Origin of the sequence: Rhodococcus artemisiae (genome assembly GCF_036327795.1) — a bacterium.
Classification (GTDB): Bacteria; Actinomycetota; Actinomycetes; order Mycobacteriales; family Mycobacteriaceae; genus Rhodococcus; species Rhodococcus artemisiae.
In genome coordinates, this window is sequence record NZ_JAUTXY010000002.1 from 50,276 (window position 1) to 73,788 (window position 23,513).

22 protein-coding genes are annotated in these 23,513 nt (G+C 65.7%); 8 read left to right on the plus strand and 14 right to left on the minus strand.

Annotated elements, in window-relative coordinates; all coding sequences use genetic code 11:
- Window positions 1-67: 67 nt before the first annotated feature.
- Entirely contained in the window at window positions 68-1,381 is a 1,314-nt protein-coding gene (locus Q7514_RS04485) for a bifunctional o-acetylhomoserine/o-acetylserine sulfhydrylase (protein ID WP_330132065.1), read from the minus strand.
- A gap of 428 nt (window positions 1,382-1,809) precedes the next feature.
- Here Q7514_RS04485 and Q7514_RS04490 point away from each other — a divergent pair, with 428 nt between their 5' ends.
- Entirely contained in the window at window positions 1,810-2,622 is an 813-nt protein-coding gene (locus Q7514_RS04490; protein WP_408016033.1) for an IclR family transcriptional regulator, read from the plus strand.
- On the opposite strand, the gene Q7514_RS04495 is transcribed toward Q7514_RS04490, so the two are convergent.
- The 8 genes from Q7514_RS04495 to Q7514_RS04530 all read right to left on the minus strand — a co-directional run bounded on the left by Q7514_RS04495 (window position 2,601) and on the right by Q7514_RS04530 (window position 11,284).
- Window positions 2,601-3,263, minus strand: a complete 663-nt coding sequence (locus Q7514_RS04495; RefSeq protein WP_330132066.1) for a TetR/AcrR family transcriptional regulator — start codon at window positions 3,261-3,263, stop codon at window positions 2,601-2,603. The two genes, Q7514_RS04490 and Q7514_RS04495, sit on opposite strands and share 22 nt — an antisense overlap.
- Window positions 3,264-3,292: 29 nt before the next feature.
- The gene (locus tag Q7514_RS04500; RefSeq protein WP_330132067.1) at window positions 3,293-4,441 is read right to left on the minus strand and encodes an acyl-CoA dehydrogenase family protein; all 1,149 of its coding nucleotides are present in this window, start codon (window positions 4,439-4,441) and stop codon (window positions 3,293-3,295) included.
- The gene (locus Q7514_RS04505; RefSeq protein ID WP_330132068.1) at window positions 4,438-6,108 is read right to left on the minus strand and encodes a class I adenylate-forming enzyme family protein; all 1,671 of its coding nucleotides are present in this window, start codon (window positions 6,106-6,108) and stop codon (window positions 4,438-4,440) included. Before Q7514_RS04505 ends, Q7514_RS04500 begins: the two co-directional genes overlap by 4 nt.
- 28 nt (window positions 6,109-6,136) lie before the next feature.
- Window positions 6,137-6,868: an SDR family NAD(P)-dependent oxidoreductase gene (locus tag Q7514_RS04510; RefSeq protein ID WP_330132069.1), complete on the minus strand. Its 732-nt coding sequence runs from the start codon at window positions 6,866-6,868 to the stop codon at window positions 6,137-6,139.
- A gap of 31 nt (window positions 6,869-6,899) precedes the next feature.
- On the minus strand, window positions 6,900-7,694 hold the full coding sequence (locus Q7514_RS04515) for an enoyl-CoA hydratase-related protein (protein ID WP_330132070.1): 795 nt from the start codon (window positions 7,692-7,694) through the stop codon (window positions 6,900-6,902).
- A gap of 169 nt (window positions 7,695-7,863) precedes the next feature.
- Complete coding sequence (locus Q7514_RS04520) at window positions 7,864-8,640, minus strand: SDR family oxidoreductase (protein WP_330132071.1); 777 nt, start codon at window positions 8,638-8,640, stop codon at window positions 7,864-7,866.
- Window positions 8,641-8,724: 84 nt separating this feature from the next.
- A complete protein-coding gene (locus Q7514_RS04525; protein ID WP_330132072.1) occupies window positions 8,725-9,657 on the minus strand; it encodes an AurF N-oxygenase family protein in 933 nt (310 codons plus the stop codon).
- Window positions 9,658-9,805: 148 nt separating this feature from the next.
- On the minus strand, window positions 9,806-11,284 hold the full coding sequence (locus tag Q7514_RS04530; protein WP_330132073.1) for an MFS transporter: 1,479 nt from the start codon (window positions 11,282-11,284) through the stop codon (window positions 9,806-9,808).
- A gap of 170 nt (window positions 11,285-11,454) precedes the next feature.
- On the opposite strand from Q7514_RS04530, the gene Q7514_RS04535 reads away from it, so the two are divergent.
- Window positions 11,455-12,129 carry a TetR/AcrR family transcriptional regulator gene (locus tag Q7514_RS04535; RefSeq protein WP_330132074.1) on the plus strand — a complete coding sequence of 225 codons (675 nt, stop codon included), beginning with the start codon at window positions 11,455-11,457 and terminating at the stop codon, window positions 12,127-12,129.
- A gap of 15 nt (window positions 12,130-12,144) precedes the next feature.
- Here the strand turns inward: Q7514_RS04535 and Q7514_RS04540 are convergent, their stop codons facing one another.
- Window positions 12,145-13,197, minus strand: coding sequence for an adenylate/guanylate cyclase domain-containing protein (locus Q7514_RS04540; protein ID WP_408016034.1), 1,053 nt, complete (start codon window positions 13,195-13,197; stop codon window positions 12,145-12,147).
- 141 nt (window positions 13,198-13,338) lie between these two features.
- Between Q7514_RS04540 and Q7514_RS04545 the strand changes: the two genes are divergently transcribed.
- Window positions 13,339-14,109 carry a DUF6319 family protein gene (locus Q7514_RS04545; RefSeq protein WP_330132075.1) on the plus strand — a complete coding sequence of 257 codons (771 nt, stop codon included), beginning with the start codon at window positions 13,339-13,341 and terminating at the stop codon, window positions 14,107-14,109.
- An 82-nt stretch (window positions 14,110-14,191) separates the two neighbouring features.
- On the plus strand, window positions 14,192-14,854 hold the full coding sequence (locus tag Q7514_RS04550; protein WP_132475673.1) for a chymotrypsin family serine protease: 663 nt from the start codon (window positions 14,192-14,194) through the stop codon (window positions 14,852-14,854).
- A 9-nt stretch (window positions 14,855-14,863) separates the two neighbouring features.
- Here Q7514_RS04550 and ilvD read toward each other — a convergent pair whose 3' ends face one another.
- Together ilvD and Q7514_RS04560 are read right to left on the minus strand one after the other, a co-directional pair.
- Window positions 14,864-16,576 (minus strand): dihydroxy-acid dehydratase, encoded by a 1,713-nt coding sequence (ilvD, locus tag Q7514_RS04555; protein WP_330132076.1) that lies wholly within the window; start codon window positions 16,574-16,576, stop codon window positions 14,864-14,866.
- A 22-nt stretch (window positions 16,577-16,598) separates the two neighbouring features.
- Window positions 16,599-17,162, minus strand: a complete 564-nt coding sequence (locus Q7514_RS04560) for a TIGR03086 family metal-binding protein (protein WP_330132077.1) — start codon at window positions 17,160-17,162, stop codon at window positions 16,599-16,601.
- A 139-nt stretch (window positions 17,163-17,301) separates the two neighbouring features.
- Between Q7514_RS04560 and Q7514_RS04565 the strand changes: the two genes are divergently transcribed.
- The 3 genes from Q7514_RS04565 to Q7514_RS04575 are packed head-to-tail and all read left to right on the plus strand — an operon-like array spanning window position 17,302 to window position 20,354.
- Entirely contained in the window at window positions 17,302-18,297 is a 996-nt protein-coding gene (locus Q7514_RS04565; RefSeq protein ID WP_330132078.1) for an aldo/keto reductase, read from the plus strand.
- Window positions 18,298-18,337: 40 nt separating this feature from the next.
- Window positions 18,338-19,678 (plus strand): MFS transporter, encoded by a 1,341-nt coding sequence (locus tag Q7514_RS04570; RefSeq protein WP_330132079.1) that lies wholly within the window; start codon window positions 18,338-18,340, stop codon window positions 19,676-19,678.
- Window positions 19,653-20,354 (plus strand): GTP pyrophosphokinase, encoded by a 702-nt coding sequence (locus tag Q7514_RS04575; RefSeq protein ID WP_330132080.1) that lies wholly within the window; start codon window positions 19,653-19,655, stop codon window positions 20,352-20,354. The genes Q7514_RS04570 and Q7514_RS04575 overlap by 26 nt, the downstream gene beginning before the upstream one ends.
- On the opposite strand, the gene Q7514_RS04580 is transcribed toward Q7514_RS04575, so the two are convergent.
- The gene (locus Q7514_RS04580) at window positions 20,355-22,820 is read right to left on the minus strand and encodes an ATP-dependent Clp protease ATP-binding subunit (RefSeq protein WP_330132081.1); all 2,466 of its coding nucleotides are present in this window, start codon (window positions 22,818-22,820) and stop codon (window positions 20,355-20,357) included.
- A gap of 148 nt (window positions 22,821-22,968) precedes the next feature.
- Entirely contained in the window at window positions 22,969-23,118 is a 150-nt protein-coding gene (locus Q7514_RS04585) for a hypothetical protein (protein ID WP_330132082.1), read from the minus strand.
- A gap of 26 nt (window positions 23,119-23,144) precedes the next feature.
- Between Q7514_RS04585 and Q7514_RS04590 the strand changes: the two genes are divergently transcribed.
- Complete coding sequence (locus Q7514_RS04590; RefSeq protein WP_330132083.1) at window positions 23,145-23,408, plus strand: hypothetical protein; 264 nt, start codon at window positions 23,145-23,147, stop codon at window positions 23,406-23,408.
- Window positions 23,409-23,513 lie beyond the last annotated feature (105 nt).

Consider the following 23,513-nt stretch of genomic DNA (forward strand, 5'->3'; position numbering starts at 1 on the left):
AGGCGGGCAGGGGAGGGACACGCGACGTGCTCCCTCCCCTGCCCGTGTTGTTCCGTGGCCGGCGAGATCAGCTTCCGGCAGCCTCGAGGCCGACGGTGATATCGGCGAGGATGTCGTCGATGTGCTCGATACCGACGGCGAGGCGGACGAGTCCGGGAGTGACGCCGGCCGCGAGCTGTTCCTCGGCGGAGAGCTGGGAGTGCGTGGTCGACGCCGGGTGGATGACCAGGGACCGCACGTCGCCGATGTTGGCCACGTGGCTGTGCAGGGTCAGTGCGTTCACGAACCGCTTACCGGCATCGATGCCGCCGGCGAGCTCGAACACCACGATCGCGCCCGCGCCCTTGGGTGCGAGCTGCTGGGCGCGGTCGTACCACGGTGACGACTTCAGGCCGGGGTAGGCGACCGAGGTGACCTCGGGGCGCTGGTCGAGGAACTCGGCGACCTTCTGGGCGTTGGAGACGTGGCGCTCGATGCGCAGACTCAGGGTTTCGAGTCCCTGCGAGATGAGGAACGCGTTGAACGGCGACACCGCGGAGCCGAGATCGCGCAGGAGCTGGACACGCGCCTTGAGGGCGAATGCGGGTGCGCCGAGGTCGGCGTAGACGACACCGTGGTAGCTGGGGTCGGGGGTGGTGAACCCGTCGTGGCGCCCCTGCGTCCAGTCGAAGTTGCCGCCGTCGACGATGACGCCGGCGATTGCGGTGCCGTGTCCGCCGAGGTACTTGGTGGCCGAGTGGACGACGATGTCGGCGCCGTGCTCGAGCGGGCGGATCAGGTACGGGGTGGCAACTGTGTTGTCGACGATCAGCGGCAGGCCGTTCTCGTGCGCGACACCGGAGACGCCGGGAATGTCGAGGATGTGGTTCTTCGGGTTCGCGATGGTCTCGGCGAAGAACGCCCGGGTGTTGGAACGGATGGCCGCGCGCCACTGCTCGAGATCGTCGGGATCCTCGACGAAGGTGGTTTCGATGCCGAGTTTGGTGAGCGTGTAGTGCAGCAGGTTGTAGGTGCCGCCGTACAGGTACGGGCTCGCAACGATGTGGTCGCCGGCCTGGGCGACGTTGAGGATCGCGAGGGTCTCGGCTGCCTGGCCGGAGGCGAGCAGCAATGCTGCGACGCCGCCTTCGAGGGCTGCGATGCGCTGCTCGACCGCATCCTGGGTGGGGTTCATGATGCGGGTGTAGATGTTGCCGGTTTCGGCGAGACCGAACAGCGCGGCAGCGTGGTCGGTGTTGTCGAACGTGTAGCTCGTGGTCTGGTAGATCGGAAGCGCCCGGGCTTTGGTGTCGCCGCCGGCGGGCTGTCCTACGTGGATCTGCTTCGTCTCGAAGTTCCAGTCGGCGGTCGGATCGACAGCGTCGGGCGTGGTGTCACTCATGGGTTTCGGGCTCCGGTTTTCTCGGGTGATTCAGTGCTCGGGTGATTCAGGGGATGCGCCGACCTTGCGGTCCGCGACCCGTGCAGCGATCGTCGAGCTGGCCGAGTCGTGGGACCGGAGGCTACGGGTGCGGGCGGTCAGCGGGCCTGGCACCCGCAGATACACAGTTTCCGGGCATGGACATGCGCCGACGGATACCCCGGCGACTGTTCGTACGTCCTGCTCACGGTCGTGACGATAGTCGCAATCGATGATCTCTACCAGTGCACCGGGAAATGCAGCGCGACGCGCCGATGTATTTGCATCCGTAGCGCACATACACTCTGTGTGCTGTACTTCTCCGGGGGCCGATCTTTGCTTCAATCGTGCAGTAACCAATTTCAGTTCTGCTCGAGTTCCGCACCCGACCACTAGCGATGGAGGGCACGTTGACAGTCGTCGATTCGGAGTTCACGCAGGCCGACGCCACGATGCTGCGCCCGCCACCACCCTCGATGGTCGAGCGAATGACACGCATCCTCGAAGCCTTCGATGCAAGCATCGCCAGGCTCACACTCGAAGAGGTGACGTTCCGCTCGGGCCTGCCCCGGTCGACCGTGCACCGCATCCTCGAACAGCTCGTCCGCCTCGACTGGCTCGAGCACAGCGCGCTCGGTTACGGGCTCGGATCCCGTGCTCTCGGGCTCGGCGGCGACATCGACCGAGACCGTCTCCGTGAATGCGCGGCGCCACACCTCCACGAACTGGCAATGCAGACCGGTGGCGTCGTGCATCTGGACGTTCTCGACGGAGCGCAGGTGTACTGCCTCGACAAGGTCGGTGGCGCAGGCGCTGCCGGGCTGCCGACGAGGGTGGGTGGCCGCACCGCGGCCTACGCCACCGCCGGTGGCAAGGCCATGCTCGCGACGCTCGACCCCGAGCAGGTCGACAGCCTGTATCCCTCCCGACTGGCTCCGGCCACCCACCACACGATCACCGACCGGGTGATGCTCCACCAGGAACTGAACCGTGTCCGCAAGCACCACGGCATCGCGTTCGACCGCGAGGAATCGATCGTCGGAATCGGCAGTGTCGGTGCACCCCTGCGGGGCACCGGTGGAATCATCGCGAGCGTGTCGCTGGCCGGTGGAGTGCGCGCGATCCAGCTGGAATGGATGGCACCTCTGGTGGCCGACTTCGCCCGGAAGATCTCCAGTGCGCTCGCGTGCGGAGACGAGGGTCAGCGAACCAGGTGGGCGTAATCGTCGCGGCGCTCGGCCGGCAGGATCGTGTTGAGCACGAAGCGGATCTGCAGACGGATGTACTCGTCCAACGAGTAGAGGGCCCCGAAGTGCCAGTGCTTGAGCGCCCACCCGTGTGCGAGCAGCAGTAGGTCGAACACCATGAGATCGACGTCGACGTCGTTCATGACGCCCGCGGCGATGCCGTCTTCGAGGACTTCCCGCAGTGGTGCCGAGGTCGACACCTCGAGTTCCTTGATGCGGTCGCGGCCGGCGCGATCGAGTGTCCGGCTCTCCCGATACGTCAACGTCACTGCATCGATGTTCTCGTCGACGATCTCGATATACCGCCGCATGCCGGCGACGAGGCGTTCGACGGGGTCGTCGCCCGCAGTTTCCATCGCGGGCGCCAGCTGGTCGCGGAACGATTCCAGGATGCTGATGATCGTCGCGAGGAGGACGTCCTCCTTGCCCCCGAAGTACTTGTAGATCAGGCCCACGCTGACACCCGCCTCATCGGCGAGCGCCTGCATGGACATCTGATGGAAACCGGTTCGCTGCATGACCGTTGCGGCGGCGCGAAGGACCTGGCGTCGCCGCGAATCCGTCCGTACCGCCCGCACCGCGTCGTGGACGGACAGTTCGTCCTGGTCGCTGGTCATGTCGTGCTCCTGTCGCGCCGCCGTTCTCGTCAGATTCCGAGATCCTTGGCGATGATCGTCTTCATGATCTCGGTGGTACCGCCGTAGATCGTCTGGATGCGGGCATCGACGAATGCCCGCGACACGGCGTACTCACGCATGTAACCGTAGCCGCCGTGCAACTGCAGGCATCGGTCGGCGACACGCACCTGCAGTTCGGTGGTCCACCACTTCAACCGCGCGGCGCGAGCGGCGGTGAGCCTGCCGTCGACGTGCTCGGCGATGCAGTCGTCGAGGAAGGTGCGGGCCAGGTCGAGTTCGGTGGACAGTTCGGCCAGCACGAACTGGGTGTTCTGGAAGCCGGACACCGGTTTACCGAAGGCCTTGCGTTCCCGCACGTAGGCGAGCGTCGTCTCGAAGATACCTTCGGCTGCGGCGACCGCACCCACTGCGAGCGACAAGCGCTCCTGAGGCAGATTGTGCACGAGCTGATAGAAGCCCTGCCCCTCCTCGCCCAGGCGATTCGCGACGGGCACACGCATATCGGTGAACGTCAGCTCACTGGTGTCCTGCGCGTGCAGACCGATCTTCTCCAGGTTCCGGCCACGCGAGAAGCCGGGCATGTCGGCTTCGGCGACCAGCAGCGTCAGGCCCTTGTGCGGGTCGTCGGAGGTGCGGGTCGCGACGACGAACAAGTCACCGTTCTGTCCGTTGGAGATGAACGTCTTCGAGCCGTTGACGATGTAGTGGTCGCCGTCGCGGACCGCCGACGTGCGGATGCCCGTCAGGTCGCTGCCCGTTCCGGGTTCGGTCATCGCAATGCCGAGGACCGTCTCGCCGCTGACGACGCGGGGCAGCCAGCGTGCTTTCTGTTCGTCTGTGGTCATGTCGGTGAGATAGGGCAGCACTACATCGTTCTGCAGCGAGAACGCGATACCGGCGGCGGCATGACCGGCCCGGTTGACCTCGTCGATCAAGATGGCGTTGTAGCGGAAGTCGTCGACACCCGGCCCGCCGTACTCGTCGGGGACCGAGAAGCCCAGCAGGCCGAGCTTGCCTGCCTCGACGAACAGGGAGCGATCGAGGCAGCTCGCGCGTTCCCAGTCCTCGTGGACGGGTGTGATCTTCTCGCGTACGAAGTCTCGTGCGACCTCGCGGAACTGGAGATGTTCGGATTCGTGGATCAGTGCGTTGTTCATCGGATCATCCCGGTAGCGGTAGGGGTGGTGAAGTGGCCGTCGGTGAATTCGTTCGCTGCCGCCGCGGTTGCCTTGTAGTGCAGCTTCTTTCCCGTTGCCGAAACCGGGAGGGAATCGACGAACCGGTATGCTCGCGGCCGTTTGAACGAGGACAGCAGGTGGTGAGCGCGGCAGTGCTCGTCGAGCGCGTCGACGGTCAGGTCGGGATCGGACGCGACGACATAGGCGACGACGATGCGCCCCCACCGTTCGTCCGGGACACCGACGACCAATGAGTCCTGCACGCCCGGGTGCTGATTGAGTGCTTCTTCGACCTGAACGGGATGCACGTTCTCTCCGCCGGAGACGAGCATGTCGTCCTTGCGGCCGACGATCGTGACGAACTCGCCGGCATCCCACGTCGCCAGGTCTCCGATGTGCAACCAGCCGTTCCGGAACTTGGCCTTCTCCTGGTCCGGAGAGTCGAAGTAGGCGTTGGAACACTTCGGTGACCGGACGATGACCTCGCCTACCTCGTCGCCGTCGCGCGCGACCACGTCGTCAGGATCGGCGAGCCGTTCCGGATACACGTGCACGACGCGAACATCGTCGTCGGTACAGGCGCGGCCCGCGGTCCCGGCGTGCTCGGGGAGATCGGACGGACGGAGGAAGGTGTTCCAGAACCCCTCGGTGCTCCCGTACCCGTTGAAGATTCGCGGGTTGAGCACCTTCTGGTAGCGGAGTGCAGCATCGCGCTCGAGGGGAGCGCCCATCGTGACGATGCCGCGCAGTGTCGACAGGTCGCGGGCACGTTGCTCCTGCGCGGTGGCGAGCATGGCGAGGTTCGTGGGTGCGCCGATGAGGAAGGTCAGGCCCAGCTCTTCGACGAGATCGAGGACCCGATCGGGATCGAAGGTGCGCAGCGGCACCACCTGTCCGCCGATGTAGAACGTCGGGTTCGGTCCGCCGGAGTACAGGCCGCCGCGGTGGAACCACGGGGTCATGTTGAGTGTCCTGTCCTCGGGGCCGAGCGGGAAATGCATGATCACGTCGTGCGCGCTGAGGATCTCGATCATGCTGTTGAGCGGGACGCCCTTGGGCATGCCGGTGGTGCCCGACGTGTACAGGCGGGTGGTCTCGTCCCAGACGGTCCGGTGCAGCGGCGGCAACGCGATCCGGTCGGCGGGGAGATCCTGGTAGCGCATCGCGGTGGCACCCGGGACGGAGACGGTCTCGCCGTCGCCGACCGCGATCATCACATCGGGTGTGTGCGACGAGTGTTCGAGTGCCCCCTCCACGGTCGGAGTGAGTTCGGTGTCGTAGACGAACGCTTTCGGTGTGCTGGTGTCGAGCACGAACGCGGTCTCTCCCGCGGCCAGACGGAAGTTGACTGGTGAGCCGACAGCGCCGACGGCCTGCACCGCGAGGTACAGCTCGGCGAACTCGATTCCGTTGAACAGCTGGTACGCGACGACGTCGCCGCTCCGGACACCCGCGTCGGCGAGGCCGGTCGCGATCCGGTCGACTCGTTCACCGAGCTGCTGGTAGGTCCACCGGCGCCCGGAAGCGGGGTCGGTGAGGGCGACCCGGTGCGCGTAACGCCCGGTGTTGCGCCGGAATCCGTTGAGATACGTGAAGTCGTTCTCGAAGTACTCCCGGTAGGCCCGGGCGTTGTACGACGCGGTCATGTGTCTCGTCCTGTCCTGGTGAGTGCGCTCAGCCGGCCATGGTGAGGCCGCCGCTGACGCTGATCACCTGTCCGGTGATGAACGATGCGGAGTCGGAAGCGAAGAACAGAACCGGGGCGGCGACCTCGTCGGGGCGGGCGAGCCGCCGGAACGGGATGGCTTTGATCAGTGCCGCCTTGAGCTTCTCGTCCTGTGACTGGAACAGCGGTGTGTCGGTGGGGCCGGGGCACACACAATTGACGTTGATGCTGTGCCGTGCCATTTCTCGTGCAAGCGATTTGGTGAGCGCGATGACGCCGCCCTTGGCCCCGGCGTAGATGGATTCGCCCGAGCTGCCGACGCGGCCGGCGTCGCTGGCGAGGTTGATGACCCGCCCGCCGTTGCCTGCCTCGATGATCCCGGGCAGGAAGGCGCTGCAGATGTTCACCGGGCCGAGGTAGTTGATCGCGACGACCTTCTGCGCAAATTCGGTTGTGGCATTGAGGAACTGGTCGGTCCGGTCCCATCCTGCAGCGTTGACGAGGACGTTGGGTACACCGACCTGAGCGTGGGTGTGTTCGCGGAGTGCGTCGACCTGGCCGCGGTCGGAGATGTCGACGGGGAGCGCGGTGATCAGGTCGGGGTGCTCCTTCGCGGTGGCCTCGGCGGCCGCGAGATCGAGGTCGGCGGCGATCACCTTGTCGCCCTGCGCGGCGAAGGCCAACGCAATGGATTTACCGATTCCGGAACCGGCTCCCGTGACGAGTGCGATGTTGTTCATGTGAATTGTCCTCTCGGCGTGGAAGATGCGGTCAGGCCTTGACGTACTTCGAGAATTCGGCGGGCCGCTTCTCGGCGAATGCCTTCGCTCCTTCGAGGCCTTCGTCGGACTTGCCGAACAGGTCGAGTGCAGACATCGCGAGGTTACTCAGACCGGCCTGGTGATCGGTGTCGGCGTTGAACGACTGCTTGAGGAATCGGATCGCGGTGGGGCTCTTCTCGGCGATCTCGGCGACGACGGCCTTGGCCTCGTCGAGCAACTTGTCCTGGGGGACCACCCAGTTCACGAGACCCCAACGCTCGGCTGTGGGGGCGTCGTACTGGCGGCACAGGTACCAGATCTCGCGGGCGCGCTTCTCGCCGACGATGCGGGCGAGGAAGGCGGAGCCGAATCCGGCATCGAACGATCCGACGCGGGGTCCGGCCTGGCCGAACTTCGCGTTCTCCGAGGCGATGGTGAGATCGCACAGGACGTGCAGGACGTGTCCGCCGCCGACGGCGATGCCGTTGACCGCAGCGATGACGGGTTTGGGAACATCGCGGATGAGCTTGTGCAGGTTGCCGATCTCGAACATGCCGCTCTCGGTGGGGCCGTAATCGCCGGTCTCGGCGCGCTGTTTGACGTCGCCGCCGGTGCAGAAGGCCTTCTCTCCCGCGCCGGTGAGGATGATCGCCGAGACGCGGGTGTCGGCCCAGGCGGAGCGGAAAGCCTTGATCAGTTCCTCGACGGTCTTGCCGCGAAAGGCGTTGTAGCGCTCGGGGCGATTGATCGTGATGATCGCGGCGGCGCCGTCGACCTCGTAGGTGATGTCGTCGAAGTCGGTCATGGTGACTCCCTTGTCGAAGTGAGAGAATGAATACTCATTCATTAAGCCTGAAGGTACATTCACCAGGATGTGGTGTCAAGGGTCACAGTCTTCGATGGTGGATGTACAGCCGAAAACGCCCCCGGGCCGCGGTGGCGCCGGGGGCGGAGGTGTCGGCTATCGGGAGTTGTTACTGAGGATTCAGAGCCATGAAGCGCGCGGGCACCTCGCCCCCGCCGTGGACGGCGAGATCGGCGCCGTTGACGTAGGACGCAAGCGGTCCGGCCAGGTACAGGCAGGCCCCCGCGATGTCGGAGGGCACGGCCATCCGCTGCATGGGCAGAGTCTTCGTCACCGCAGCTCCACCGTCGTCGCCGTAGACGTGAGCTGCAGCTTCGGTACGGATCAGGCCCGTGGTGATGTGATTGACCCGCACTTTCGGTGCCCACTCGAGCGCGAGCGCCTTGGTGAGTGCGAGCAGGCCGGCCTTGGCTGCGGTGTATGCGGCGGTGCCGGGCTGGGGATCGTGCGCCGACACACTGCCGATGTTGATGATCGAGCCGCCGGTGGGCTGGGTGCTCATGACGCGGTTCGCGGCCTGTGCTGCATAGAAGGGCGCAGAAAGATTGAGGGAGAGGATCCGGTCGAAGAATCGTGTCGACACCGTCGCCGCGTCCGCGTCGGGGGAGCCCCCCGCATTGTTGACCAGCACATCGAGTCGGCCGAATTCGGCGGCCGCCGCATCGACGACGGCAGCCGCCTGGTCGGCGGCACGGATGTCTGCGGCGAAGAACGACGCCTTGCGGCCGTCCGCTTCCGGGAGAGTCTCGGGCTCGGACCGCCCGCACACGAGCACGTCGGCGCCCGAAGCGAGGAAGGTCTCGGCGATGACGAAGCCGATGCCCTTCGTGCCGCCGGTGACGACGACTGCGTGTCCGGTGAAATCGGCCGGGTTCGCGATACTCATGGGACCGGAGCGTAACGGCGCGGCCGATGGTTCGGCCGCGCCGTTCCGCTCAGTGGGTCCGTCTCGGTCAGGGCAGATGAGCCGTCAGAGAAGATGAACCTTCTTGTAGAGGATCTTCGACGGCCCGCCGATCAGTCCGACGCTGTCGAGGAACGTCATGAGCTTGGCGCCGGACTTGCGCACCTTGTCGTGGTGGTGCTTGTTGCCCTTCGCCTCGGCGAGGGCGCGGTCACGGTCGAGCCCGGCGTTGGTGTACACGCGGGGATGGATCATGCTCTTGACGACGAAGTACACGACCACCGCAGTGTTGACACGCTCGATCGCGAGCCGTGTGCGGCTCGCGCCTGTGAGTCGTCGGGTGACCTCCTCGCGAGCGAACCGGATGTGCCGAGCTTCCTCGAGGACGTGGATCTTGCTCACAGTGCGGGTGACCGGCTGGACGCGCTCGTCGCGCATGAAGTCGCGCTGCATCATGTCGAGGATCTCCTCGGCGGCCATCACCGAGGCGTAGGCGTTGGCGCCGCGGAAGTAGTGACCCCACAGCCGTCCCAGGTGATGGATGTACTTCGGAGGACCGTAGCCGGGCATTCCGAGGCGTTCGCCGGCGTGCGCGAACATCACGGAGTGACGGCACTCGTCGGCGACCTCGGTGAGCGCGAACTGCACATGGCTCGAGTGCTTGTTGCGGCCGTACACGTCGCGCAGCAGCATCTGCATGAGCAGGATCTCGAACCACAGGCCGACGCCCGACACGCTCGCAGCCTCGTGCTTGGTCAGCTCGATGCGCTGCTCGTCGGTCAGCTCGTCCCACAGTGCGGTGCCGTAGAGCGTGCTCCATTCCGGTGTCATGCCGAATTTGTCGTCGGGGATCGGTGCGTCCCAGTCGACCTCGATGACCGGGTCGTACGACTTGCGGGCGGACGATGCGAGCAGGCGTCGCGCGGTGTCCTCGCGGTCGGAGATCGGGAGTCCTGGAACGAAACCCTTGCTGTTCTCGCGGGTGAGCGATGCGGTCATGCCTCCACCTTTAAGTGTGACGATGAGTAACTGTTAACTGAAGGCTACAGTGATCGCGCCCACGACACAATGCCCACCGCCGAATCGACGATGGGCATGGTGGATGGGCGTTGCGGATGGGACCTGTGGGTTCTGGAAGAGGTTGGGCTCAGCTGCGTGGCGGCGCCCAGAATGCCGCACCGACCGCGCCCACCAGCAGAACCGCCGCGAGAGCGAATGAGGCCTGCTGCATGCCCTCGAGGAACGCGTCCTGGGCGAGTGCGGCGAGTTGTTCGCCCTGAGGACCGGCCTGTTCCGCGACCTGCAAGGCGGCGGCGAGGGAATCCTCCACGGCCCCCCGCGCCGGTTCCGGGATCATCTCCGCGGTCGGCGCGATCCGGTTCCCGTATGCGGCGGCGAGGACGCTGCCCGCCGCAGCGACACCGATTGCCGCCCCGATCTCGCGCGTCGCATCGTTTACGGCCGATGCGACACCCTGCTGGTCTTCCGGGGTGTTCGACACGATCGCGTGCGTCCCGGGGGCGGTACAGAATCCGACGCCGACGCCCGTCACCATCATCGCCAGCGCGACATCGAGGTACGACGAGTCCGCGTCGAGCAGGCCGAGGAAGATCAGCGACACCCCGATCAAGGCCAGGCCGACGCTCATCAGGATGCGCAGTCCGATCCATCGGAGCATCAGCGGCACTGCGACCGACATGATCATCACGAGGACGAAGATGGGAGTCATCGCGACGGACGACATCAGCGGTGAATAGCCTTGGACGAGCTGGAGATACTGCACCATCAGGAAGAACAGCCCGAACCCGGCGAGGAACTGCAGGTTCAGAGCAGCGGCACCCACGCCGAATTCGCGGTTGCCGAACAGGCGCATGTCGAGCAGTGGCTCGGAGGCTCGTAGTTCGGCGAACACGAACCCGACGGCGGCAGCGAGACCGACAGCGACGCAACCCAGTGTCACCGGGTCGAGCCAGCCCCGATGGGGGCCTTCCATCACACCCAGGACGAACAGGCCGATGGACGCGATCGCGAGGATGCTGCCGCCGATGTCGAAGCGCCCGGGATTCTCGGCCCGCGAGGACGGGATCGTCAGTGACATCACGACCATGACGAGGGATGCGACAGCGAATCCGCCGAAGATCAGCTTCCATGAGGCGTATTCGAGGATGACTCCGGAGACGATCATGCCGACGACTGCCCCGGATCCGGCCACCCCAGCCCAGATCCCGATCGCTCGTGCTCGGTGCTCCGGAGAGAATCCCGTCGTGATGAGCGACAGCGTGGCCGGCATGACCAGGGCAGCCCCGACGCCGGCGATGCCCCGCGACGCGATCAACCACGTCGGACCGTCGGTGATCAGCGGAAGCGCCGACCCGAGGCCGAAGATCACCAGGCCGATGACGAGGACGCCGCGCCGGCCGAACCGGTCTCCCAGGGCGCCGCACGGGAGCAGTAGTGCGGCGAGTGCGAGCGTGTAGCCGTCGACCACCCATGTCAGTTGACTCTGCGTTGCACCGGTATCGACGGCGATGTCGGGCAACGCGGTGTTGAGTGCCGCCATCGCCGCAATTACCGCGGACACCGAGGCGCACGCCACGACGAGCAGCCACAGTTGAGCGCGCGTCATACGGGCAGTGCGAATCTCGGACTCCGGAGGTGCTGATGCTTCGGGCACGGTTGCCTTCCGAACGTCGCGGCGGATTTCTGGAACCACTCTTCTGGGGCCACTGAGGATTTGCGGAACCACAAACGAGACTGTCGGTATCGTAACGGAAACGACGGTTCCATAACCAGGTCATGACCGACACGAGAGAAACTGTGGGTGTGAGCGCACGCGACGATGCCCAGACATCCCGAGAACCCGATCCACGGAAGGTGCGGTCGCGGGCACGGCTGCTCGACGCCGCCACCGACCTGCTCGCCACGGGCGGCGCCGACGCCGTCACGATCGATGCCGTGACAACCCGCGCCGGGGTGGGTCGCGCGACGCTCTACCGGCATTTCGCGAACGGCACCGAGCTCGTGGCCGCTGCCTTCGCGCGCTTGATCCCGCCGGCCCCGCCCGTGCCGGAGAACGCCGACCTGCGCGAACAACTCGTCGAACTGCTCATCGGTCAGGCGCGGATCGTCGAGGAAGTACCCATTCCCCTCGCCGCGATGTGCTGGCTCGGGATGGGACCGGAACTCGTCCACGCGAGCCGCCCGGCGGACCCGGAAGCTCTGGAACGCCCCGAACTACAATCGCTGCGCGAGCAGCTCGTCGAGCGCTACCGCTCGTCGTTCGACCGCGTGCTCGGCACGGAGTCGGCGCACGAGGACCTCGGCGAGTTCGACTACGACCTCGCTCTCATCCAGCTGGTCGGCCCGGTCGTGTTCAACCGGCTCGTCACCCTGCCGCCTATCGGGCGGGGGGCATGCGAACAGATCGTCGACGACTTCCTCGCGGCTCGTCGCGCGGCGAGGGGGCAGTAGTGCCGGGGGGTCTGATCAGAGGGACCAGCGTCGTCGATCCGGCGCCCGCAGGACGAACGGCCGCGACCGGCGGAAGTCCTTGACCCTGAGCCTGCGCAGAGGCTGGATCCGGAACTCGTCCGGATCGAGCTCGGCGGCGAGCTTCTCGTCCACCAGGATCGAGCCGGGCCGGGCCGCGCCGGTGAGACGGGCAGCGTTGTTGACGACGGAACCGAACAGGTCGCCGAAGCGTGCCAGCACCGGCCCCCAGGCCAGGCCCACCCGGAGCTCAGGTGTGTCCTTGCTCGCGCCGAAGGTCTCCTGCAGTTCGAGCGCGATCCGTGCGCCGTCGGCCGGATCCTCCGCCGCGAACATCACTTCGTCGCCCACGGTCTTGATGACCCACCCGTGGTGTCCGGTGATGGCCGCAGTGACCTCGGATTCGAAGTACTCGAGCAGTTCGTTGAGTTCCCCCGCATCGATGCGACGGGTGAGCTGTGTGTAGCCGACCATGTCGGCGAATCCGACCACGACCTCGCGCAGAGGTGCGTCTCCCTCGGGGCGCCAGACGGAACGCTCCGTGGTACTGACGATGTGACGTCGCCAGATGTGGCTCTGCAGGGTTTCGGCCCGCATCGACAGCTGCTGCACGAGCGCATCGATGAGATCGGGCATCTCCTCGGCCGACACATCGGAATGCTCCTCGACGAGGTTGTCGAAGAGGTGGGTGTTGAACAGGGTCAGTTCCCATTCGGCGAGTCGTGAGATCGACTGGCCGAGCGACCGGGCCGCCGAGAGCTCGAGGTTCTCGTCGATCACGCCGCTACCGACGATCGCCGCGATATCCCGTAGCGCACCGACGTCGCCGTCGGTGAACATCTCCGCGTCGGGCTCGGGATCGACGGTGAATCCCAACGCCTGCCACAGTCGCCGGACCCGCGCGGGGGACATGCCTGCCATCGTGGCGACCTCGTCGACCGTATAGCGGCGTTCGCCCCCGAGCAGGCTGCGTTCGAGCTCCCTCTGAATGGCGGCAAGCATGTCGAGGCCGGGCTGCGGTCGTTGCTCCGGCGAGTTCACACCCGACATCCTTCCTTGTCGTGGTCCGGGGCACACGCCGGGTTCCGTTGTGACGAGGCGATCAAGGTGCCTCTGGACGGACGGAGTGTCGTACAGATGTGCGAGAGTGGGCGCCGTCGATCGCACAGCAGAGCCGAGAAAGGACGTGGCATGCCGCCCCGTAGACGTGCGGACCATCTGACCGAGGAACAACTCACGGAATTGAGCTCCGCCCTCGCGGAAGGGCGCCGCGCCACGGTATATCTCGTCGAGGGGATTTCCAGTCTGGGGATCGAGCCGGGGACGTCGGCGCGAGTCATCTCGATCGAGGGGACCACGGTCACCGTCCGCCCCAAGGGGGTCAACGACGAGCTCCCCTTCGAAACCGACGAGTTGCGCTTCACCCGAGATGTGGCAACGAAGGCGTCGCCGAAAAAGGCCGCCGCGAAGGCGCCCGCTGCGACCCGGGCACCCGCCCCGAAGCCTCCGGCGGCACAGCCCCCCGCAGCAACAACTCCACCTGCGAAAGCCGAACCCACACCGCCCGCCTCCCGGCCGGCAGCCAAGGAGAAGACCACCGTGACCTCCACTCCTGCGAATCCGCCGTCTGCGGCCGGCACCGAGCCCGCCAAGCCCAAGGCCCCGGCCAAACGAGGCGCCAAGAAGCCCGCAGCCATCAGCATCACCGTCACGATCGACCCCGAGAACGAATGGACGGTCGCTGTCGCACAGGGCACGCGGAAGATCGGCAAGCCCGCGGCGGTTGCGCCCGATGCCGTCGAACGCGCCGTCAAGGAACTCGGCGACGAGACCGCGATCGAAGCCGTGCACTCGGTGATCGACGAGGCACGCCGAACCGTGGAGGAACGCGTCGCGCAGTTGAGTCGCGAACTCGAGGAAGCCAGGAAGGCGCTCGAAAGTCTCGGTTCCAACCCCGCATAGTGCGTAAACCTCTAGTACGGTGACGGCGCTCTAGTACGCTGACCGCGGAGACGGTCGGGGCAGACCGCGTTGGAGGGGAATGATGTTCAAAAGACTTGCTGTGGTATTCGCAACCGCGATTGCCCTGGTCGGCAGCGGTGCGGCGGTAGCCACGGCTGCCCCTCCGGTCGTGCTCGGCGGTGGATCGGGTATCACGCTCGGTCACGGTGACGAGAATGTGTACGACTGCACGCTCACCACGATCGGACACGACGCGGCCGGTCGGCTCGTCGGACTCACGGCGGCGCACTGCGGCGAACCGGGCATGACGGTCAAGTCCGAGCAGGCCATCGATGCCGGAACACTGGGCCACATCGTGTCGACGAACGAGACCCTCGATTACGCGGTCATCGAGTTCTACGGCGACAGGGTCACCCCGGTCAACCGCATCGGCAACGTCACCATCACCGGGCTCGGTACCCCCGCCGGATTCCCGAACATCGCCTGCAAGGAAGGCCGCACCACCGGCAACACCTGCGGCATCGTGTGGGGCGACGTCTTCGGCGCTCAGGAGACATGGACTCAGGTCTGCGTCATCGAGGGCGATTCGGGTGCACCGCTCGTCGTCGGTACCACCCTGGTCGCGATGGTCAACGCCTACCTGCTGGCGCCGTGCGTCGGTCCCGAGGTCGGCACGAACATCGACGTGATCATGGCCGACATCGATGCGCGCGGTGGCGCCGGTGCGGGGTTCCGGCCGATCTGACCGGAGTGGTCACCCGCACACAGCGCCCTGTGATGCGGACCCGACGAGTTTCGTGTATTTCGCCAGTACACCCTTGGTGTAGCGCGGCGGCAGTGGCTTCCAGCCCTGTCGCCGCGTCGCTGTTTCGGCGTCGTCGACGAGGACATCGAGCAGACCGTTCGCAACATCGAGCCTGATCCGGTCGCCGTCGCGGACGAACGCGATGGGGCCGCCGTCGACGGCCTCGGGCGCGACATGCCCGACGCACAGGCCGGTGGTGCCGCCGGAGAATCGTCCGTCGGTGAGCAGCAGGACGTCCTTGCCGAGGCCTGCGCCCTTGATGGCGCCGGTGATCGCGAGCATCTCACGCATCCCCGGGCCGCCCTTGGGGCCTTCGTAGCGGATGACGACCACGTCGCCCGCGGTGATGGTGCCGTCCTCGAGGGCATCCATCGCCGCACGTTCGCGTTCGAATACCCGCGCGGTGCCTTCGAAGACGGACTCGTCGAAGCCCGCAGACTTCACCACCGCGCCACCCGGTGCGAGGGATCCACGCAGGATCGTGATGCCGCCGGTGGGATGGATCGGGTCGTTCAGCGCGCGCAGCACCTTTCCATCGGGATCGGGCGGCGCGATCCCCGCCAGGTTCTCCGCGACGGTCGCGCCGGTGACGGTGAGGCAGTCGCCGTGCAGAAGACCGGCATCGAGCAGGGCTTTCATGATCACCGGAACTCCGCCGATGTGGTCGACGTCCTTCATGACGTGCCGACCGAACGGTTTGACGTCGGCGAGGTGCGGGACGCGTGCGCCGACCCTCACGAAGTCGTCGAGCGTGAGATCGACGTCGGCCTCGTGGGCGATCGCGAGCAGGTGCAACACGGCATTGGTGGATCCGCCGAACGCCATCACCACCGCGATAGCGTTTTCGAAGGCTTCCTTGGTGAGGATGTCGGACGCGGTGATGCCGCGCCGCAGCATCTCCACGACGGCCTGTCCGCTGCGTCGTGCGAACCCGTCGCGACGGCGGTCGGTGGCAGGCGGTGACGCGCTGCCCGGAAGCGACATGCCGAGTGCTTCCGCGGCGCTGGCCATGGTGTTCGCCGTGTACATCCCGCCGCACGCGCCCTCGCCGGGACAGATCGCGCGCTCGATCGCGCCGAGATCCTCTTCGGACATCAACCCGCGCGCGCACGCACCGACCGCTTCGAACGCGTCGATGATCGTCACGTCGCGTTCAGTGCCATCAGACAGTTTCGCGATGCCGGGGAGGATCGAACCCGCGTACAGGAACACCGAGGCGAGGTCGAGCCGCGCGGCAGCCATGAGCATTCCGGGCAGCGACTTGTCGCACCCGGCGAGCAGCACCGATCCGTCGAGCCGCTCGGCCTGCATGACCGTCTCCACGCTGTCGGCAATCACCTCGCGGGAGACGAGGGAGAAGTGCATGCCCTCGTGACCCATCGAGATGCCGTCGGAGACAGAGATGGTTCCGAACTCGAGCGGATACCCGCCGGCCGCGTGCACCCCGTCCTTCACAGACTGCGCGAGACGGTCCAGCGACAGGTTGCAGGGTGTGATCTCGTTCCACGACGAGGCCACACCGATCTGCGGCTTGGCCCAGTCGTCGTCGCCCATCCCGACGGCGCGCAGCATCCCGCGCGATGCGGTCTTCTCCATGCCGTCGGTGACGTCGCGGCTGCGGGGCTTGATGTCGGGGGTGCCGGAGGAGGACCGGTCGCTCATGGCGTTCTCTGCTTTCGGGGGGTCACGGCTGTCGGGGATCGCGACCGGTGAGGGCGATCAACCGGTCTTGCACGGGAGCGTCGTCGGCTATCGGGACGGGAGGCGCGAACAATCCGCTCGACGCAAGCATGTCACGCTGCAGCTCGAGCTCGGACCACACCGCATCGACCAGACCGGGGTTGAGCCGGTCGCCGCCACCGACGGCGCGTGCCAGATCCCACGTGTGCACGGCGATGTCGCCCACCTGCTGTTTGAGGTATTCGAGGCAGGTCACGGTGCCGTACGACAGGTGCACGTTCGCGTCGAGCGGGGTGGCCTCCCACGCGGCGGTGGCTTTCTCCGCGTATCGGTGCCATTCTGCGGCGAGGTCGTCGCGGATCGGTTCGAGTGTGGCCTCCGCGTCGGCGAGGGTGCGCCCTTCCAGGATCGGCGCGACCCACCGCTGTTCGTCGACCATGTGTCGTACGAGGTCGGCGACGGTCCACTCGGTGTCGGGGGTGGGAGCGGACCAGTCGGTGATTCGGGGGAGCCGCGCGTCGAATTCACTTCGGGCGGTGCGCTGCATTTCGGTCCAGTCGATCGCCATGGATCCAGCCTAGGCGCGGCGGGGTTCGAATCACGGTGATTCTCGAACCTGCGCGGCGGGGCAATGTGCGGAAGGATCGGAGAGATTGTCGTGTAGTGATTGTCGTGTTCTGTGTTCGTCTACTCGAGGAGAGTGCTCGATGCCCGTCCCCACCGTGGAGCTCGCACCCGGATTGACCGTCAGCGCCCAGGGCTACGGCGCCATGTCCGTTGCCCCGGTCTACGGGGCGGTCGATCTCGACGAGGCTCTCGCGACACTGCACCACGCGGTGGACATCGGCGTCACCTTCATCGACACGGCGAACATCTACGGCAGCGGCACGAGTGAACAGGTCGTCGGGAAGCTGCTGAGTGATCGCCGCGACGAGGTGCAGCTGGCCACGAAGTTCGGTCTCGTCGGGGGCCTCGGGAAGGACAACCGGTCGATCAACGGACGCCCCGATTACGTGCACGAGGCGATCGACGAGTCGCTGCAGCGGCTCGGTGTGGACGTGGTGGATCTGTATTACCTGCACCGCGTCGATCCCGAGGTTCCGATCGAGGAGACCGTCGGTGCGATGGCCGAGCTGGTCAAGGCGGGGAAGGTACGCCACCTCGGTCTTTCCGAGGCCACGGGCGAGGAGCTGCGGCGCGCGCACGCCGTGCACCCGATCGCCGCGATCCAGTCGGAGTGGAGCATCATCTCGCGCGATGTGGAACGCAATGTGGTGCCGACCGCTGCCGAACTCGGGATCGGCTTCGTGCCGTTCTCGCCGGTCAGCCGCGGTTTGCTGACCGACGCGTTCGCGCCGGGACAGATCGGGGACGGCGACTTGCGGCACCGGTTCCCGCGATTTGCAGAAGGAGCGCTTCCCGCGAACCTGGAGCTGCGTGCGAAGGTGCGCGCCGTCGCTGATGAGACCGACGCCACGGTCGCGCAGGTTGCTCTGGCATGGCTCGATGCGAAGGCTCGCGCGTTCGCTCTGCCGTCGGTGTCGATCCCCGGTACCCGTTTCGCTGGGCGCGTCACCGAAAACGCGGGCGCACTCGATGTGACGCTGTCGGACGAGCACGTCGCGCGTCTCGACGCTCTCGCGGGTGAGGTGGTCGGTGAGCGGGCTTCGGACCCGACGTGGGTGTCGCTCGGACGAGAGTAGTTAACCGACCTAACGAACTCCGGCGTATCGTGTATATCCCATGAGGTCATGGCTGGTCTGGGGTGTCGGTGTCTTCGCCTACCTGGTCGCGGTCCTGCACCGCACGACATTCGGTGTTTCGGGTCTGGCCGCGACCGAGCGCTTCGACATCTCCCCGTCCGTGTTGTCCGGGTTCGTGGTGTTGCAGCTCATCGTCTACGCGGGCATGCAGATTCCCGCCGGAGTTCTGCTCGATCGATTCGGGTCGCGCAAGGTCATCGCGTTGGGTGCCGCCATCATGGCGGTGGCCCAGTTCGTGCTCGCTGTCACCGACTCGCTGCCCATCGCGTACGCCGGTCGTGTGTTCGTCGGGGTCGGTGACGCTCTCACGTTCATCTCGGTGCTGAGGCTGGTCCCGGTGTGGTTCGCTCCGCGCCGGGTTCCGGTGGTGTCGCAGTTGACGGGCATCCTCGGGCAACTCGGACAGGTGTTGTCGGCTGTTCCGTTCGTGCTCATCCTGTCCGGTCAGGGGTGGACCGCTGCCTACGCCAGCGCCGCGGCGTTGGGGGTCATTGCCTGCGTCCTGGTGGTCGCGGTCGTACGGAACGCTCCGACCGGGGAACACCTGGAGGTCCCGGCGGCGGGACTGCGCAATGTGCTCGGTCAGATCGGCGGCGTGTGGCGTCGACCGGGTACACGGCTGGGGTTCTTCACCCACATGGGCACCCAGTTCTCGGTGACCACGTTCGCCTTGATGTGGGGTGTGCCGTACCTCGAATCCGCGCAGGGCCTGTCGGCCGCGGCAGCCGGCTCGATGCTCACGGTATCGGTGGCCACCGCGATCGCAGCCGGTCCGATTCTCGGTATTCTCACCGGCCGCTTCCCGAATCACCGATCGTGGCTCGTGCTGTCGATCATCATCGCGTGCGCGAGCGCCTGGACGGTGGTGCTCGCGTTGCCAGGACCCGCGCCGATCTGGCTGCTGGTGCTGCTCATCATCGTCATCTCTGTCGGCGGGCCGGGTTCGATGGTCGGATTCGACTATGCACGCACGTTCAACCCGTCGACTGCGCTCGGTACCGCACAGGGCATCGTCAACATCGGGGGCTTCCTCGCGACGTTGCTGGTCGTCCAGACGATGGGTGTACTGCTCGACGCGTTCGGCGGATACGGCTTCGATTCGTTCCGGGTCGCGTGGCTCGCTCAATACCCGATCTGGGTGCTCGCCCTCGTGGGTGTGCTGATCACTCGTAAGAAGGCGAGGCGTGAAACAGGTGTGTATCCGCGCACGTTGCGGCAGATATTGCGAGCGAGAACCGAGCCCCGCCGTGAGGAGCTGGCAGACTCGATAGCGGAACACATCGAGGAGGAACCGAGTGACAACGACGGTGGACGGTCCTGAACAGGGCGTGCCCCTACCCGACGAGCCGGAGGATGCCTCCGCTCGGCCGCCGGTATCGCTGCAGGACCTGAAGAGCGAGCTCACTCGGTTTCTCATGGTCTACAAGTTCGGCATCGACGAGATGATGACCAAGATCAACATCTTGCGCGACGAGTTCACCTACGCCCGCGACTACAACCCGATCGAGCACGTCAAGTCGCGACTCAAGTCGCCCGAGTCGATCATTGCGAAGGCGCGCCGCAAGGGTGCTCCCCAGACGCTCGAAGGCGTGCGTGAGCATGTTCGCGACATCGCCGGCATTCGCATCACGTGCAGCTTCACTTCGGACGTCTACCGCATCATGGACATGATCACGCGACAGGGTGACGTCGGTGTGGTCGAGATCGAGGACTACATCGCCCGGCCCAAACCGAACGGTTATCGCAGTGTCCACGTGATCGTCGAGATCCCCGTGTTCATGTCCGACCGCATGGAGTCGGTCTACGTCGAACTCCAGATCCGCACGGTCGCGATGGACTTCTGGGCAAGTCTCGAGCACAAGATCTATTACAAGCACGACCGCGCGGTGCCGGATGCACTGCGTGAGGAACTCCGCGTTGCTGCAGAAACCGCCCGTGACCTCGACGTGAAGATGGAGGCGCTGCACGACCGGGTGCATGGGGAGACCGATAGCTGATCAGTCCTCCGCCGATGAGTCGCCCTCGGGATCTTGCTTGTCGTCTCCACCGGTGACCGTCTCGAGCACCAGACCATCAGGACCGGTGTCGACTCGCACCGTGTCTCCCGCGCCGAGCGTTCCGGCAAGCAGCAGGTTCGACAGCCTGTTGTCGAGTTGCTTCTGGACGGTGCGCCGCAACGGGCGAGCACCGAACTCCGGTGCGAACCCGGTGTCCACCAGCCAGTCGACCGCGCTCTCGGTGATGTCCAGATCGACGTCCTGGGCTCGCAACCGTCGCCGGGTCCCGTTGAGGATCAGGTCGACTATCTCGCGCAGCTGTGCCTTGTCGAGCCGGTGGAACACCACCGTCTCATCGATACGGTTGAGGAACTCGGGCCGGAAATGGGAGTGCAGTCGCTCCATCAGCTTCGGGGTCAGCGTCTCGATGTCGCCGCTGGTGTCGGCCAGGATGAGATCGGACCCGATGTTGCTGGTGAGAATGACGATGGTGTTCTTGAAATCTACTGTGCGGCCTTGCGCGTCGGTGACATGGCCGTCGTCGAGGAGCTGAAGAAGCACGTTGAACACATCGGTGTGCGCCTTCTCGATCTCGTCGAACAGGACCACCGAGTACGGCTGACGGCGAACCTTGTCCGTGAGTTGTCCTGCCTCCTCGTACCCGACGTAGCCCGGGGGAGCCCCGACCAGACGGGAGACGGTGTGCTTCTCCTGGAATTCGCTCATATCGAAGCGAATCATCCGGTCCTCATCACCGAACACGGCCGCAGCAAGCGCCTTCGCGAGTTCGGTCTTGCCGACCCCGGTGGGGCCGAGGAACAGGAACGAGCCGATCGGCCTGTTCGGGTCGGACAGACCTGAGCGCGCCCTTCGCACCGCTTCGGCCACTGCTGAGACTGCTTGTTCCTGCCCGACCACGCGAGCGTGGAGCACGTCCTCGAGGTCCAGGAGCCGTTGGCGTTCTTCTGCTGTCAGTTCGGAGACCGGGATGCCGGTCTGTCGCGAGATCACTTCGGCAATGTCGACGACCTCGACCTGCGGTGTCGACGCCGAGCCGCTCGATCCGACGCGCTCTTCGAGGGCAGCGATCTCGTCCTTCAACTCGCCGGCTTTGGCGTAGTCCTCGGCGGCAACCGCAGTGTCCTTCTCCCGCTCGAGTCGTGCCAGTTCTTCCTCTTGCGAACGGGTGTCCGCATCGGGCGTTTTGGTGCGCAGACGTACTCGAGCCCCGGCTTGATCGACCAGATCGATCGCTTTGTCGGGCATGAAGCGGTCGGTGATGTACCGGTCGGACAGTTCGGCTGCAGCCACCAGTGCTTCGTCGGTGTAGTGCACCTGATGGTGTTCCTCGTAGACGTCGATCAGTCCGCGCAGAATTTCGATGGTGTCGTCCACCGACGGCTCGGACACCATCACCGGCTGGAACCGCCGTTCGAGCGCCGCGTCCTTCTCGATGTAGCGGCGGTACTCGTCGATCGTGGTCGCGCCGACCGCGTGCAACTCTCCGCGCGCGAGGGCCGGCTTGAGGAGATTGCCGGCATCCATCGAACCTTCGCCACCACTGCCCGCGCCGACGATCGTGTGCAACTCGTCGATGAAGAGAATCAGTTCGTCGGAGTGTTCCCGAACCTCGTCGAGGATCTTCGTCAACCGCTCCTCGAACTCGCCGCGATACTTGCTACCTGCGACCAGCGAACCGACGTCGAGCGCGACGACGCGTCGATCGGCCAGCGTCGACGGTACGTCCCCGTTGACGATTCGCTGCGCCAAACCCTCGACGATCGCGGTTTTGCCCACGCCGGGATCACCGATCAGGACCGGATTGTTCTTACGACGACGGGAGAGGATCTCGATGGTCTGCGCGATCTCGTCGGCGCGTCCGACCACAGGGTCCACGTTGCCCGCGCGCGCCTCAGCGGTCAGGTCTCTGCCGTACTCGTCGAGTGTGGGCGTCGTGCTCTGCGATGTGTCGCGCCGACCGCCGGTATCGAGTTTGGCGCCGGCCAGCGCATGAGCAGCCGGGTTCTCGCTGTTCGCGGCAATCCCGTAGAGGATGTGCTCGGGACCGATGTAGCTGATACCCGACTGTCCTGCCTGCTGCTGGGCAACCCGTAGTGCACGCTTGGCCGCAGGACTCAGCGTCACTTGCTCGCCCTCGTTGCCTTCGCCACCGGCAAGGGAGCGCATCTGTTCTGCGACCGCATCGGGATCCAGCCCCAGACCACTGATCACACCGCGGGTCGGGTCGTCGAGAGTGGCGGCATACAGGAGATGTTCGGGGGTCAGCTCCGCGCTACCCCACTCCGTGGCTGCCTTCCTGGCCTCGGCGACCAGCTGCTTGGCATCGTCGTTCAGCAGCCGACTCAGGTCCACACGCTGTACCTGCGGTTGACGGAGTCCGCCGGAGCTGAAGAATCGTTCGAAGATGTCGTCGAACGGGTCGCGGGAAAGCCAGCTGTCGGTCATATCAACTCCACGGTCTCGGCCTGAATTTCGGTTTCCGCAGGAAGTACCGCACGCACTTACTTTGCAGCACAGCTCGTTTGCGGAGATCCACTCCGCCACGCCGACAGCAGATGCGTGCCGGCCGATGAGTTCGATCGTAGCCTCCGGCCTACGATTTGTGTGCGGGTCGGCGGATCAACTCGATGAGAGTGTTGGGCTCGGCAACGATTACATCCGCACTGATGGCTACCTCGTTCACTTCGTCGAACGGCACGAGCTTCACGGTGGGTACCGGGCCGGGCACGGGGAGGCGGATCATCGGATTGCAGATGGTGGGGCCTTTGTATGGACGAGGAAGACGTCGGCCGCGACATCCTCGATGTCGTCCACTTCACGGAGGTGTCGTACGTGTGTACCAGGAGCCTGCGGATCCTCACGCGACGTCCGATTCCGTCCTCGTACACCCGTAGCACGGTGGTGCCTCGGATTCCCAGCGGAAGCAGTGCGATCACCAGTGTCGAGACGGCGGTCAAGGCGATGAACGGAACATGCTCCGCCACTTCGTCGCGCGGAATCAAGACTGCGTCTGCGTGCGTTGCCCAGGCATAGATCATGACAGCGCCGACCAGCGTCACCAATGCTGCAGTCGCAGAGGCTGATAGGGGCGGTGTTCTTCCCGTGGGTGGCGAAGAAGAGGAAACCGCACGCGGATGC